Below are 14,648 nucleotides of genomic sequence, written 5' to 3' on the forward strand. Positions count from 1 at the left end.
GAAGGGCAGACGGGGCGGTTACCGAAGGATTAGACTCGAGTGGCCAGTCGCCACCAGTTACTCGGTATGCCGTCCCGACATCACTACATCCAACCCGAACAACTCTGCATCGGCCTGTACATCCAGTTGGAGCTGGGCTGGTGGGAGCACGACTTCGCGTTCAGCAACTTCAAGATCAAGGACGACGCACAGGTTCGGGCCCTGCAGGCCCTCGGCCTGAACCGGCTGCGCTACGACCCGACGCGTAGCGACTGCGAGCCCTTGCCGCCACACGCCGAGCAGGAATCACCGCCCCCGGCGACAGTCGCTGACGACCCGGAAGCCCAGGCGCGTCAGGTTCGCAGTGAAAAGCTCCGCCAGTTACGCCAGCGGGTGGCCGAGGTGGACCGTCGATTCATCCAGGCCAGCCAGCAGGTCAAGACGCTCAACCAGACGTTGCGCAGCCGGCCGGAAGAGGCCGTGAAGCAGGCCGGGGCAATCGTCGTCGACCTGGTCGACACCCTGCTCGGCGGCCCCGGCGCGGTGCTCCACAGCATCACCGGCAAAGCTGCCGAAGACAGCTACTTCCACGCGCTCAACGTCACGGTACTTGCCCTGTTGCTGGGCCGTCAGCTCGGCCTGGATGCCGAGGCCTGCCACAGCCTGGGCCTCGGCGGGCTTCTGCATGACATTGGCAAGATGGAGGTTCCGAGCAAGGTACTGCTGAAAAGCGAGCCTTTGACCAAGGCAGAGCAACAGTTCCTGCAACTGCACACCGACTTCGGCCTGCGCATGGGGCAACGGCTGATGCTGGACGACGAGGTACTGCGCATCATCCACGAGCACCATGAGCGTTGCGACGGCAGCGGCTATCCACGCGGCCTGAAGGAAGCGGGCATTGGCCGGCTGAGCAAGCTGGTGGCCATCGCCAACCAGTTCGACAACCTGTGCAACCCGCTCGACCCGCGCAGCGCCCTGAGCCCCCATGAGGCCTTGGCGCTGATGTTCAAGCAGCAGCGTGCGCATTTCGACGAAGTAGCGCTGAAGGCTTTCATTCGCGCCATGGGCGTCTATCCACCTGGCAGCCTGGTGCAATTGGATGACGACCGCCTGGCATTGGTATTGGGCGTGAATCCGTCTCAGCCGCTGAAACCGACGCTGGTCGTCCACGATCCGGATATCCCGAAGCAGGAGGCGCTGATCCTGGACCTGGAGCAGGAACCTCGCCTGGCCATCGCCCGCAGCCTGCGCCCGTCACAACTACCGCTGGATGTGCTGGAGTACCTCAGCCCACGCCGGCAGCTGACCTACTACATCGAACCTCAACCAGGCCGCGGCTGATCAGCGGCGGCCCGACACATTCACTCTTCGATCAACCAATCCAGCTGCCAGCCGCCCTTGCTCTGCGCCAGGTGTTCCGCGAGCCACGGCAGGGTCTGGCGCAGCTCGTCCTCGATGCCCCACGGCGGGTTGGCGATGGCCAGCCCGGAACCATTCAATCCGGAGTCTGCAGTGTCGGTCGCGTGCACCCGCAGCTCCACGCGCAGCAGCTTGGGCGCGCCGCTGGCCTGCAGCCCCTGATAGAAGCGCCGGAGCTGGCGCTGGTCCTTGATCGGATACCAGATGGCAACCACGGTCTGACGCATGCGGCCAATGGCTTCCTTGAGCGCCGTGACGCAGCGTTCCAGCTCATCCGCCTGTTCGAACGGCGGATCGATCAGCATCAGCGCGCGCTTTTCCGGCACCGGCAGCAGTGCCCGCGCCAGGTGCCAGCCCTCGCCCAGGTGCACGGCGACCCGACGGTCGCCTGCCATGTTGTCCTTCAGCAGCTGGCCGTCTACCGGATGTTTCTCGTTCAGTTGCAGGCGGTCCTGGGGTCGGGTCAGGCGCCGCGCCAGCTCCGGAGAGCCCGGGTAGTAGCGCAGACTACCGTCCGGGTTCAGCTCATGGATCACCCGCAGGTAATCAGCCATGGGCGCGGGCAGGTCGGGCAAATCCCAGATACGACCGATGCCTTCGCGCCATTCATCGGTGCGACTGGCCTGGTCGCCCAGGAGGTCATAGAGACCAACGCCGGCGTGGCTATCGAGGACGGCGAAGGGAGCCTCCTTGCGCGACAGCAGCGCGATCAGACGGGCCAGGGTGAAGTGTTTGAGCACGTCGGCATGGTTGCCGGCGTGAAAGGCATGACGGTAGTTCATGGGGAATCCTCGCAAGGCGCGCATTCTACCAGCCAGCGCCCAATCACGGCTTCACCCCCTTTATCACGCTCATGGATGTTGCTAGGCGCCTTTCATTCACCGACCTAGACTCGGCTGATTCCACCGGAGAGCCACCATGTCCGAGACCCTGCTCAGTTCCCGCAACCTGGCCTTCGAACTCTACGAAGTCCTGGACGCCGAAGCCCTGACCCAGCGCGAGCGGTTCGCCGATCACAATCGCGAAACCTTCGACGCCGCCCTGGGCACCGCCCGCAGCATCGCCGAGAAATTCTTCGCCCCGCACAACCGCAAGGGCGACGAACAGGAGCCGGAGTACGTCGACGGCGCCGCCACTCTCATCCCGGAAGTAAAACCTGCGGTAGACGCCTTCCTCGAGGCCGGCTTCCTCAACGCCACGCGTAGCTTCGAACAGGGCGGCATGCAGCTGCCCACACTGCTGTCCCAGGCCTGCTTCGCCCATTTCCAGGCGGCCAACGTCGGCAGCTCGGCCTACCCCTTCCTGACGATGGGGGCGGCCAATCTGATCGAAAGCTTCGGCAGCGATGAGCAGAAGCAGCGCTTCCTGCAGCCAATGATCGACGGCCGCTTCTTCGGCACCATGGCCCTGACCGAACCGCACGCCGGCTCGTCGCTGTCGGATATCCGCACTCGCGCGGAGCCTGCCGCAGATGGCACCTACCGCATCAAGGGCAACAAGATATTCATCTCGGGCGGCGACCACCCGCTGTCGGAAAACATCGTCCACATGGTGCTGGCCAAGCTGCCGGACGCACCGCCCGGCGTGAAGGGCATCTCGCTGTTCATCGTGCCCAAGTTCCTGGTCAACGATGATGGCTCCCTTGGCAAGCGCAACGATGTGATCCTGGCCGGCCTGTTCCACAAGATGGGCTATCGTGGCACCACATCAACTGCATTGAACTTCGGCGATAACGGCGATTGTGTCGGCTACCTGGTAGGCAAACCCCACGCCGGCCTGTCCTACATGTTCCAGATGATGAACGAAGCACGCATTGGCGTCGGCATGGGCGCGGTGATGCTCGGCTACGCCGGCTACCTCTACTCCCTGGAGTACGCCCGCGAACGTCCCCAGGGTCGCCTGCCGGACGGCAAGGACCCGACCTCGCCCCAGGTGTCGATCATCCAGCACGCCGATGTGCGCCGCATGCTGCTGACCCAGAAGGCCTACGTGGAAGGCGCCTTCGATCTCGGCCTGTACTCCGCGCGCCTGTTCGACGACACCCAGACCCTGGCCACCGAAGAGGAACGCCAGCAGGCTCACGAGCTGCTCGACCTGCTCACTCCGATCGTCAAGTCCTGGCCTTCGGAGTTCTGCCTCAAGGCCAACGAACTGGCTATCCAGATCCTCGGCGGCCACGGCTACACCCGCGAGTATCCCGTTGAGCAGTACTACCGCGACAACCGCCTGAACCCGATCCACGAAGGCACCCACGGCATCCAGTCCCTCGACCTGCTGGGCCGCAAACTGGCACAGAACAAAGGCGCCGGCCTCAAGCAACTGACCCGAATGATCCAGGGCTGCTGCGAACGTGCCGCCGAATACGAGTCGTTGAACGCCCTGCGCCAGCCGCTGGAACACCTGCTGGCGCGCCTGTCCAACGTCACCCTGGCGCTGCTTGGCGACCTGATGCAGGGCAAGGTCAACCAGGCGCTGGCCAACTCGGCGCTGTACCTGAAGGTCTTCGGTCACACCGTGATTGGCTGGCGCTGGCTCGAACAGGCGATCCGCGCCGAACAGGGCCTGGCCCGAGGCAACGCGGCAGACATCGACTTCTACCAGGGCAAGCTGCAAGCCGCGCGCTACTTCCTCACTTGGGAAGTACCCAGCTGCCATCATGAACTGGCCCTGCTGGAAGCCCGCGACGACACTTGCCTGGCGATGCAGGACAACTGGTTCTAGCCCTTTTTCCAGGGTTCTTCATGCCCCGCGCACATGCGGGGCTTTTTTATTGCGCGTAGCAAAACATCGCAAACGGCCGTGCAAGACGGATCGGAATTCCTGCCGTCGCAACTCCGCTAACGCACTCTTCTCGGACGCTTGCCTCGCTTCCGGGGAACCTCGACCCACTTCTCCTGCCCAAGGGCTTCCCGACGCTGGCAAGAACCCTGCATGAAATCTTGCAGGGCCTTGCCACCGGCAGGTTAGAATTCCTCGGCATGCGCCCCTGCATGCCGTTTTTCCATCCCCCCATTTGCAAGGAGCCGCCAGTGGATGCCACCACCGTCAATAGCCTGTTCCTGATCGGCGCGGTGCTGGTAGGCATGAGCATTCTGGTCAGCGCCTTCGGATCTCGCTTCGGCGTCCCCATCCTGGTGGTGTTCCTCGTGGTTGGCATGCTCGCCGGCAGCGACGGCCCCGGCGGTATCGTCTTCAACAACTATTCCCAGGCCTATCTGGTCGGCAACCTGGCGTTGGCGATCATCCTGCTCGACGGCGGCATGCGGACCCGCGCGGCCACCTTCCGGGTGGCACTCTGGCCCTCGCTGTCCCTGGCCACGGTCGGTGTGCTGGTAACCGCCGGGCTGACCGGCGTCGCGGCCGCCTGGCTGTTCAACCTGAGTACCCTGGAAGGTCTGCTGATCGGCGCCATCGTCGGCTCTACTGACGCCGCGGCGGTCTTCAGCCTGCTCGGTGGGCGCGGCCTCAACGAGCGCGTCAGTGCCACCCTGGAAATCGAGTCCGGCAGCAACGACCCCATGGCCGTGTTCCTCACGGTAACCATGATCGAGATGCTCGCAACCGGCCAGAGTGGCTTCAGCTGGACCTTCGTCGTTCACATCATCCAGCAGTTCGGTGTCGGCACCGTGATGGGCTTCGCCGGCGGCTGGTTGATGCTGCAAATGATCAACCGCCTGACCCTGGCCAACGGCCTCTACCCCCTGCTGGTGGTTGCGGGCGGCCTGCTGGTGTTCGCCCTGACCAACGCCGTGCATGGCAGCGGCATCCTCGCGGTGTACCTGTTCGGCCTGTTCCTCGGCAACCGGCCCATCCGTTCGCGCCACGGCATCCTGCATATTCTCGATGGCCTGACCTGGCTGGCACAAATCGGCATGTTCCTTGTGCTGGGCCTGCTGGTGACACCCCACGAACTCTTCCCGATCATCCTGCCGGCCCTGGGCCTGGCCCTGTGGATGATCGTGATCGCCCGGCCGCTGTCGATCTTCCTTGGTCTGGCGCCGTTCCGCGCCTTCCATGACCGCGAGAAGGCCTTCATCGCCTGGGTCGGTCTGCGTGGCGCGGTGCCCATCATTCTGGCGGTATTCCCGCTGATGGCCGGGCTTCCCAATGCCCAGCTCTTCTTCAACGTTGCCTTCTTCATCGTGCTGGTCTCGCTGGTGCTGCAAGGCACCAGCCTGCCCTGGGCGGCCAAACTCCTGCGCGTGACCGTGCCGCCTGAGCCTGCGCCCATTTCCCGGGCCGGCCTGGAAGTACACCCCACCAGTGAGTGGGAGCTGTTCGTCTACCGTCTGGGAGCCGAGAAGTGGTGCATTGGCGCCGCCCTGCGCGAACTGAAGATGCCTGAAGGCACACGCATCGCTGCACTCTTCCGCGGCAAGGAACTGCTGCACCCCTCGGGCAGTACCACCCTGGAAGCCGGCGACATCCTCTGCGTAGTCGGCCATGAGCATGACCTTTCAGCGCTGGGCAAGCTGTTCAGCCAGGCACCACAGCGGGGTCTGGACCTGCGTTTCTTCGGCGACTTCGTCCTGGAAGGCGACGCACAGCTATCCGCAGTGGCTTCGCTCTACGGCCTCAAGCTCGGCGAACAGGACGGCCAGCAGCCTCTTGGTCGTTTCATCGCCCATGAAATCGGCGGCGAGCCGGTGGTTGGCGACCAGGTGGAGTGGAACGGCCTGACCTGGACCGTTGCTCTGATGGAAGGGAACAAGGTGCGCAAAGTAGGCGTCAAATTCCCCGAAGGTCAGAGCCGACCGGGGCTATTCCTCTAGGGAAACCCTCAAGGACGGCACTTTCAGGTCTAGGCCCCCGCCATGGAAACCATGGGGTTCGCCAATACGCGCCCCGGATCACAACCGCTCGTGCCCGGCAGCCCCGCAAAGGCCGTCGTGGCATATCATTAGCCGCATTCGAACCCGAGCTGCCCGATCGCGATGATTGCTTCCTTGCGCACCTTTTTCGCTGCCGCCCTGCTGGGCGTCTGCCTGACGCCGGCCTACCTGCAAGCCGCCACCCCTGCCACCCCCGGCTTGCCCAAGCCGGCCGCCGCGCCTGCCGAGAGCAAGACCGCTGGCGCCGAAACCGTGGCCAAGCCCTCGATCGAGGAGCAGACCCAGTCCTTCATCTCCAGCAAGCAGGAGAGCGAGCAGGCCCTCGCTGCCCTCAAGCGCCAACTGGAGAGCGCTCCCCGTCTTGTCGGCGAATCCCAACGTGAACTCGCACGCCTGAAGACCAGTCCGCCGGTACCGGTGAAGGAGCGCTACGGCAAGTCCGAACTCGGGCAGCTGGAAAAGCTGCTGGACAGTCGCAGCAGCGAGCTCGCCGAGCTGCAGAAATCGCTGACCGAAGCCAACAGCCTGATCATCACCTCCCAAACCCGCCCGGAGCGGGCCCAGGCCGAGATCAGCAGCAACCAGTCGCGCACCCAGCAGATCAACGCCACGCTCAAGTCCGGCAAGGAGGCGGGCAAGACCATCAGCGAAGAACAGCGCAGCCTGCTCAATGCCGAGCTTGCCGCCCTGGCCGCTCAGACCGAACTGCGCCGCGAGGAGCTCGCCGGTAACAGCCTGCTGCAGGATCTCGGCAACAGCCGCCGCGACCTGCTCATGGAGCGTATCCGCCGACTGGAACAGGAAACCCAGGATCTGCAGTCGGTGATCAACGAGATGCGCCGGGAAAGCTCGGAGCAGACGGTGGCGGAACTCGCCCGCGACGCCGACAAGGCCACGCCGGACAGCGTGGTGGCGAAGGAAAGCGCCATCAACCTGAAGATGTCCGACTACCTGCTGCGCTCCACCGACCGCCTGAATGAACTGACCCAGCAGAACCTGCAGACCCGCCAGCAACTGGACAACCTCAGCCAGGCCGATCAGGCCCTGGAGGAGCAGATCAGCGTGCTCAAGGGCAGCCTGCTGCTGGCCAAGATTCTCTACCAGCAGAAGCAGGCCCTGCCCCATCTGCACCTGGACACCAACCTGGCCGATGAGATCGCCGACATCCGCCTCTACCAGTTCGAGCTGAATCAGCAGCGCGACAAGCTGGGCAATCCCCAGGCCTACGTCGACAGCCTGCTCGCCGATCAGCCGCCGGAGCAGGTCACGCCGGAATTGCGCACCACCCTGACCGACCTGGTTTCCACCCGCAGTGAGCTGCTCGATCGTCTGAGCCGCGAGCTGAACAACCTGCTGAACGAATCCATCACCCTGCAGCTCAACCAGAAGCAGTTGCAGGAAACGTCCCAGGCCCTGCGCAACACCCTCGACGAGCAGATGTTCTGGATTCCCAGCAACAAGCCGCTGGACCTCAACTGGCTCAAGTCCGCCCCCCACCTGCTGGAGCGCCAGCTGGTCGATATGCCCTGGGGCGCGGGCGTGCGCGAACTGGGCGAAGGCCTGGTGGACCGCCCCTGGCTGTTCTTGCCCCTGTTGCTGGTAATCGGCGGCCTGCTGTGGAAGCGCCGCTACCTCTACGCCAAGCTCAACGAAATCAACCAGGACGTCGGCCACTTCAAGCGTGACAGCCAGCTGCACACGCCCATGGCACTGCTTCTCACGGTGCTGTTGGCCCTGCCGGTCAGCCTGTTCTTCGTCCTTTGTGGCTTCGCCCTGCAGATCGACGCCCGCGGCCAGAACGCCACCCTGGGGGCGGCCCTGATGGAGATGGGTCAGGCCTGGATGGTGTTCTACACCCTCTACCGCATCCTCGCCCCGGGCGGAGTCGCCGAGTTGCACTTCCACTGGGACCGCCCGCAGGTCGCGTTCCTGCGCAGCCAGATCCGTCGCCTCGGCGGCGTGGTCATGGCGCTGGTAGCCATAGTCACGGTGGCCGAACACCAGCCGGCCGCCCTCGCCGACGACATCATCGGCGTACTCGTGGTCCTCAGCTGCTATGCCCTGATGACCCTGGTACTGAGCAACCTGCTGCTCGCCGAACCGATGCGCGAGCAGACCTCGCCCTTCCGCCTGCTGATCGGCGTCGCCTTCACCCTGCTGCCGCTGGCGCTCATCGTCGCGGTGGGCTTCGGCTACTACTACACCTCGCTCAAGCTCACCGACCGCCTGATCACCACCCTTTACCTGCTGATCCTCCTGCTGCTGGTCGAGGCCACCTTCGTTCGCGGCCTCGCCGTGGCGGCGCGGCGCCTGGCTTACCAGCGCGTGCTCGCCAAGCGCCAGGCGCAAACCAAGGAAAACGCCGAGGGCGAGGAAGTGGTGGTGGAAGAGCCGGCCCTCGACATCGAGAAGGTCAACCAGCAATCGCTGCGCCTGATCCGCCTGGCACTGCTGGGCGTGTTCATTACCGGCCTGTACCTGGTCTGGGCCGACCTCATCAGTGTGTTCGCCTACCTTGATCAGGTCACCCTATACCAGTACTCCAGCGGTACCGGCGACGCCGCCACCCTGGTACCGATCAGCCTGCTCGACGTTCTGGGCGCGCTGATCATCGCCGGCATCACCACGGCGCTCGCGCGAAACCTGCCGGGCCTGCTGGAAGTGCTGGTGCTGTCGCGACTCAAGCTGGCCCAGGGCAGCGCCTACGCCACCACTACGCTGCTGTCCTACGCCATCGCCGGCATCGGCTTCGTCAGTGCGCTGTCCACCCTCGGGGTCAGCTGGGACAAGCTGCAGTGGCTGGTGGCCGCGCTTTCCGTCGGTATCGGCTTCGGCATGCAGGCAATCTTCGCCAACTTCATTTCCGGCCTGATCCTGCTGTTCGAGCGCCCGGTGCGAATCGGCGACCTGGTGACTATCGGCACCGTCACCGGCACGGTGAACCGAATCCGCATTCGCGCCACGCACATCACCGACAGCGACCGCAAGGAAGTGATAGTGCCTAACCAGATCTTCCTCACCAGCCAGTTGATCAACTGGACCCTCACCGACACCGTCACCCGGATCGTGCTCGAGTACAGCGTCAACCGCAGTAGCGACCTCGACCTTGAGCTCGTGCGCAAACTGCTGCTGCAAGCCACCCAGGAGAACACGCGGGTGCTGCGCGACCCGGCGCCCACTGTGCAGCTGAAGACCTACGGCACGTCCACCCTGGACCACGAGCTGAAGATCTACGTTCGTGAACTCAGCGACCGTGGCCTGGCCACCGATGAACTGAACCGACGCATCGACGAGCTGTTCAAGGAACATGACATCAACACGTCCAGTACGCCGAAGATGGACATCACCCTCTCTCGCCGGAGCAAGAAGCAGGTCGAGGAGGCAGAGGAAGCAGTCGACGAGGTGACGATCAAGGGCAAGACCCCGGTTCCGGAGGCCAGGTGATCCGCTTTGCCTGCGTACTTCCAGCCTGCACTGCGGCATGACAAGCTGAACCCATGAAAAAACTCGACGAGCTGAACTTCGACAACCGCTTCGCCCGCTTGGGTGACGCCTTCTCCACAGAGGTGCTGCCTGAACCCCTCGCCGAGCCGCGCCTGGTGGTTGCCAGCCCGGCGGCAATGGCCTTGCTCGACCTGGACCCGACCGTAGCCGAAGATCCGGTGTTCGCCGAAGTCTTTACCGGGCATAAGGTCTGGGCGGATGCCGAGCCACGGGCGATGGTCTATTCCGGCCATCAGTTCGGCGTCTACAACCCGCGCCTTGGCGACGGTCGCGGCCTGCTGCTGGGCGAGGTCCTGAACGAGGCGGGCGAACACTGGGACCTGCACCTCAAAGGCGCCGGGCAGACGCCCTATTCGCGCATGGGCGACGGTCGCGCAGTGCTGCGCAGCTCCATACGTGAATTTCTCGCTAGTGAGTACCTCAATGCCCTGGGCATTCCCACCACCCGCGCGCTGTGCGTGACCGGTTCCTCAACGCCTGTATACCGGGAGACCCGCGAAAGCGGCGCAATGCTGCTGCGCCTGTCGCCCAGCCATGTGCGCTTCGGCCACTTCGAGTACTTCTACTACACGCGGCAACACGAGCAGCTTGAAGCCTTGGGCCGGCACGTCCTCGAATGCCACTTCCCCCACTGCCTGGAACAGGAGCAGCCCTGGGCCGCCTTCTTCCGCGAAGTGCTGGAGCGCAATGCCGAGATGATCGCCCTCTGGCAGGCCTATGGCTTCTGCCACGGCGTGATGAACACCGACAACATGTCGATCCTGGGCATCACCTTCGACTACGGCCCCTACGCCTTCCTCGACGACTTCGACGCCAACCATATCTGTAACCACTCCGACGACGGTGGTCGCTACAGCTTCAGCAACCAGGTGCCCATCGCCCACTGGAACCTGGCCGCACTGGCCCAGGCGCTGACGCCCTACATCGAAGTTGAACAGCTGCGGGAAACCCTCAACCTGTTCCTGCCGCTCTACCAGGCGCACTACCAGGACCTGATGCACCGCCGCCTGGGCTTCACCTCCGCCGCCGAAACGGACGACGCACTGGTGCAGCGTCTGCTGCAACTGATGCAGGGCAGCGCGGTGGACTACAGCCAGTTCTTCCGCCGCCTGGGAGATGAGGCGCCCGAACAGGCGCTGAAAAGGTTGCGGGAAGACTTCGTCGACCTCGCCGGCTTCGATGCCTGGGCCGCCGAGTACCAGGCTCGCTCGGCGCAGGATGGTGACGACCAGCAAGCGCGCCGTACACGAATGCATGCAGTGAACCCCAAGTACGTGCTACGCAACTACCTGGCCCAACGTGCCATCGAGGCCGCCCAGCAGGGCGATTACGCCGAAGTGCGCCAACTGCATGCCGTGCTTTCGCGCCCCTTCGACGAACAACCAGGCATGGAACGCTTTGCTGAGCGCCCGCCGGAATGGGGCAAGCACCTGGAGATCAGCTGTTCGTCCTGAGCCGCGATCCCTGTAGGAGCTAGCTTGATAGCGAACGGCGGTTTTTTCGCCAGCAAGCTGGCTCCTACAAATCATGGCTGGCGACCCAACATCCACTCCAGGCCCATCGCCACATGTCGCTCGGCGCTGTCCACCAGCGGCAGTGGCGAGGCGCAGCCGTCCAGCAACAGACCGATTTCGGTACAACCGAGGATGGCGGCCTGCGCGCCCCGCGCCTTCAACTGGGCCAATTGGTCGAGGTAGAAGCTTCGGGCAACAGGCAGGAACTGACCCACGCAGAGCTCCTGGAAGATCACCCGGTCGATTTCCACCATCGCCTCAGCGTCGGGCACCAACACCTGGATGCCGAAGTTACGATCCAGGCGCTCGCGATAGAAATCTTCCTGCATGGTGAAGCGGGTGCCCAGCAGGGCCGCGCGCTCGACGCCCCCCTCACGCAGCGCCCCGCCAACGGCATCGCCAATGTGCAGCAGCGGGATATCCACAGCCTGCTCGACGGCCGCAGCGACCTTGTGCATGGTGTTGGTGGCCAGCAGCAGGGCCGTCGCACCGGCCCCTTCCAGCCCCCTTGCGGCTTGCGCCAGCACCTCGCCAGCGGCATCCCACTCTCCCGCCTTCTGCTGCGCGGCGATCTGCGCGAAATCCACCGAATGCAGCAGCAACGGCGCAGAATGCAGTCCGCCCAAGCGATCACGAACACCGCGATTGAGCAGTTGGTAGTAGGTCACCGTGGACTCCCAGCTCATTCCGCCCAGCACACCCAGCATGCGCATGAAACCCACTCCCCTGACAAGAAAGCTCCAGACTAGTCCAGGCTCGTCGCAAGTCGGGAATACAGTTGCCAGGAAACGGGGAGATACAGACCGGGCAATTCCGACGCGGCATGATCGCAGCGCCTGCTTCTTACAAAATGGAATATAAACCTGCACAAATCTTCTTAGACTCTCTAAGCAAAGCCAATTATCTTCAGCCCCCTGCTTATTCCAGCCTGTTCTACCACCCACTGTCAGGCGCTGTGCCCGCATGAAGATTCGCGACCTCGATCTCAGCCAGAGTTCGATCAACACCGAACACGAAGCGCTGGGAATCCCGCCAGTCGAAGATTTCGTTTCCCACCCCGACGACCACCCGGTCCTGCGGGCTGCAATGTGGGCGGCGATCCTCATCCTGGCGGGCCTGCTCGGTTTCCTCGCCTGGCGTCTGTTCTTCGACAATGGCGGCAATAGCGGCTTCGAAATCATCGAGAACGCCCTGACCAGCAGGGGCTTCTGGAGCGCGGTGGCCGTAGGCTTCTTCGCCCAGGTCATCGATGGTGCCCTGGGTATGGCCTACGGCATCACCGCCACCACCTTCCTGCTCAGCACTGGCGTCTCTCCCGCCGCGGCCAGCGCCAGCGTGCACATCGCCGAAGTCTTCACCACCGGCCTGTCCGGCATTTCCCATGTGAAGCTGGGCAACGTCAACAAATCCCTGTTCCTACGCCTGCTGCTGCCAGGCATCATCGGCGCCGTACTTGGCGCAGTGCTGATCACCCAGTTCGATGGCGCTGCACTCAAACCCTTCATCTCCGCCTATCTGCTGCTGATGGGCCTGTACATCCTGAGCAAGGCCTACCGCCATGTAGCCAAGCGCAAAGCGCCCAAGCACGTGGCCAAGCTTGCCCTGTTCGGTGGCTTCGTCGATGCCGCTGGTGGTGGTGGCTGGGGCCCGGTGGTCACCAGCAGCCTGATCGGCTCGGGCACCGACCCGCGCACCACGATCGGTTCGGTGAACTTCGCGGAGTTCTTCCTGACCATCTCCAGCGCGACTTCCTTCATCCTCCTGGCCGGCGAACCGGATACCTGGAAGATGGTCGCCGGCCTGGTCTTCGGCGGTCTCTTCGCAGCCCCCCTCGCCGCCCTGCTGTGCAAGAAACTGTCGCCGCGCACCCTACTGATCATCGTCGGCTGCCTGATCACCCTGATCAGCGCCTTCAATATCTACAAATCGCTGTCCTGATCGCGACAACGATCCAAGTACAGAAGCAAATGTTCTAGCTCCGGCCCCTGTCAGTCCTTTCGACGGATTGACCGGGGCCGGCGTGTTTTCACATGCTGCGTGCCTCTAACTGCCGAAGGAACGCACTGCATGAAACCGGAAACCCTCGCCGTCCACGCCGGCTACAGCCCCGACCCGACCACCAAGGCCGTGGCAGTACCGATCTACCAGACCACCTCCTACGCTTTCGATGACACCCAGCACGGGGCAGATCTGTTCGACCTCAAGGTGGCCGGCAACATCTACAGCCGGATCATGAATCCCACAAACGACGTGCTGGAAAAGCGTGTGGCGGCGCTGGAGGGCGGCGTTGGCGCCCTGGCAGTCGCCTCGGGCATGGCCGCCATCACCTATGCCATCCAGACCCTGGCCGAGGCCGGCGACAATGTCGTCTCGGTGGCCAAGCTCTACGGCGGCACCTACAACCTCTTCGCGCACACCCTGCCACGCTCAGGCATCCAGGTGCGCTTCGCCGCCCATGACGACATTGCTGCCCTGGAGGCGCTTATCGATGAGCGTACCAAGGCGGTGTTCTGCGAATCCATCGGCAACCCGGCGGGCAACATCGTCGACCTTGCAGCCCTGGCCGAGGCGGCCCATCGCCACGGCGTGCCGCTGATCGTCGACAACACCGTAGCCACGCCAATCCTCTGCCGCCCCTTCGAGCATGGTGCGGACATCGTGGTGCACTCGCTAACCAAGTACATCGGTGGCCATGGCACCAGCATTGGCGGCATCGTCGTCGACTCTGGACAGTTCCCCTGGGCCCGGCACAAGGAGCGTTTTCCGCTCCTCAACACGCCAGACCCGTCCTACCACGGAGTCACCTACACAGAAGCCTTCGGTCCCGCTGCCTTCATCGGCCGCTGCCGCGTTGTGCCGCTGCGCAACATGGGCGCGGCCTTGTCGCCGTTCAACGCTTTCCTGATCCTCCAGGGCCTGGAGACTCTGGCCCTGCGCATGGAGCGTCACACCAGCAACGCGCTCGAAGTCGCCAAGTTCCTGCAAGCGCACCCGCAGGTGGCCTGGGTGAAGTACGCCGGTCTGCCGGATCACCCTGAACACGCCCTGGCGCAGCGATATACCGGCGGCAAACCGGCCTCCATCCTCAGTTTTGGCATCCTCGGCGGCATTGAGGCCGGTACACGCTTCATCGATGCCCTGAACCTGGTGGTGCGCCTGGTGAACATCGGCGACGCCAAGTCCCTGGCCTGCCACCCGGCCTCCACTACTCACCGCCAGCTCAACGAAGAAGAACTGGCGCGGGCGGGAGTGAGCCGTGACATGGTGCGCCTGTCCATCGGTATCGAACATATCGACGACATCCTCGCCGACCTGACTCAGGCCCTGGACGCCTCCCGCAGCTAACCGCCCAGGACTTGATTTCTGCCGGTCCCGGCTCCAGATCAGGGGCAATCCCGAT

General features: G+C 63.9%; 9 protein-coding genes. 7 read left to right on the forward strand and 2 right to left on the reverse strand.

All coding sequences use genetic code 11. The annotated features are described in order from the left end of the window. Window positions 1-39 precede the first annotated feature (39 nt). Window positions 40-1,320, forward strand: a complete 1,281-nt coding sequence (locus SA496_RS23795) for an HD-GYP domain-containing protein (protein ID WP_256660899.1) — start codon at window positions 40-42, stop codon at window positions 1,318-1,320. 20 nt (window positions 1,321-1,340) lie between these two features. Here the strand turns inward: SA496_RS23795 and SA496_RS23800 are convergent, their stop codons facing one another. Further along, window positions 1,341-2,180, reverse strand: coding sequence for a 23S rRNA (adenine(2030)-N(6))-methyltransferase RlmJ (locus SA496_RS23800; RefSeq protein WP_120654185.1), 840 nt, complete (start codon window positions 2,178-2,180; stop codon window positions 1,341-1,343). 136 nt (window positions 2,181-2,316) lie between these two features. Between SA496_RS23800 and SA496_RS23805 the strand changes: the two genes are divergently transcribed. The 4 genes from SA496_RS23805 to selO all read left to right on the forward strand — a co-directional run bounded on the left by SA496_RS23805 (window position 2,317) and on the right by selO (window position 11,188). Continuing rightward, on the forward strand, window positions 2,317-4,119 hold the full coding sequence (locus SA496_RS23805; protein ID WP_120654184.1) for an acyl-CoA dehydrogenase: 1,803 nt from the start codon (window positions 2,317-2,319) through the stop codon (window positions 4,117-4,119). A 308-nt stretch (window positions 4,120-4,427) separates the two neighbouring features. Then, complete coding sequence (locus SA496_RS23810) at window positions 4,428-6,170, forward strand: potassium/proton antiporter (protein WP_218569227.1); 1,743 nt, start codon at window positions 4,428-4,430, stop codon at window positions 6,168-6,170. A gap of 162 nt (window positions 6,171-6,332) precedes the next feature. After that, window positions 6,333-9,674 (forward strand): mechanosensitive channel MscK, encoded by a 3,342-nt coding sequence (gene mscK, locus SA496_RS23815; RefSeq protein WP_120654182.1) that lies wholly within the window; start codon window positions 6,333-6,335, stop codon window positions 9,672-9,674. Between the two features lie 53 nt (window positions 9,675-9,727). After that, the gene (gene selO, locus SA496_RS23820) at window positions 9,728-11,188 is read left to right on the forward strand and encodes a protein adenylyltransferase SelO (protein WP_330114570.1); all 1,461 of its coding nucleotides are present in this window, start codon (window positions 9,728-9,730) and stop codon (window positions 11,186-11,188) included. Window positions 11,189-11,259: 71 nt separating this feature from the next. Here the strand turns inward: selO and SA496_RS23825 are convergent, their stop codons facing one another. After that, window positions 11,260-11,961 (reverse strand): aspartate/glutamate racemase family protein, encoded by a 702-nt coding sequence (locus tag SA496_RS23825; RefSeq protein WP_162945866.1) that lies wholly within the window; start codon window positions 11,959-11,961, stop codon window positions 11,260-11,262. 250 nt (window positions 11,962-12,211) lie between these two features. On the opposite strand from SA496_RS23825, the gene SA496_RS23830 reads away from it, so the two are divergent. Then, window positions 12,212-13,186 carry a sulfite exporter TauE/SafE family protein gene (locus tag SA496_RS23830; RefSeq protein WP_120654180.1) on the forward strand — a complete coding sequence of 325 codons (975 nt, stop codon included), beginning with the start codon at window positions 12,212-12,214 and terminating at the stop codon, window positions 13,184-13,186. 129 nt (window positions 13,187-13,315) lie between these two features. Continuing rightward, the gene (locus SA496_RS23835; protein WP_120654179.1) at window positions 13,316-14,593 is read left to right on the forward strand and encodes a bifunctional O-acetylhomoserine aminocarboxypropyltransferase/cysteine synthase; all 1,278 of its coding nucleotides are present in this window, start codon (window positions 13,316-13,318) and stop codon (window positions 14,591-14,593) included. The last annotated feature ends 55 nt before the right edge of the window (window positions 14,594-14,648 follow it).

It is taken from the genome of Pseudomonas sp. JS3066 (genome assembly GCF_036328175.1).
Lineage (GTDB): Bacteria > Pseudomonadota > Gammaproteobacteria > Pseudomonadales > Pseudomonadaceae > Metapseudomonas.

Excerpts from the sequence above, each read along its gene's own strand:
- SA496_RS23800 (WP_120654185.1), bottom strand. The coding sequence starts at position 2,180 with ATGAACTACCGTCATGCCTTTCACGCCGGCAACCATGCCGACGTGCTC.
- SA496_RS23805 (WP_120654184.1), top strand. The coding sequence starts at position 2,317 with ATGTCCGAGACCCTGCTCAGTTCCCGCAACCTGGCCTTCGAACTCTAC.
- mscK (WP_120654182.1), top strand. The coding sequence starts at position 6,333 with ATGATTGCTTCCTTGCGCACCTTTTTCGCTGCCGCCCTGCTGGGCGTC.
- selO (WP_330114570.1), top strand. The coding sequence starts at position 9,728 with ATGAAAAAACTCGACGAGCTGAACTTCGACAACCGCTTCGCCCGCTTG.
- SA496_RS23825 (WP_162945866.1), bottom strand. The coding sequence starts at position 11,961 with ATGCGCATGCTGGGTGTGCTGGGCGGAATGAGCTGGGAGTCCACGGTG.
- SA496_RS23830 (WP_120654180.1), top strand. The coding sequence starts at position 12,212 with ATGAAGATTCGCGACCTCGATCTCAGCCAGAGTTCGATCAACACCGAA.
- SA496_RS23835 (WP_120654179.1), top strand. The coding sequence starts at position 13,316 with ATGAAACCGGAAACCCTCGCCGTCCACGCCGGCTACAGCCCCGACCCG.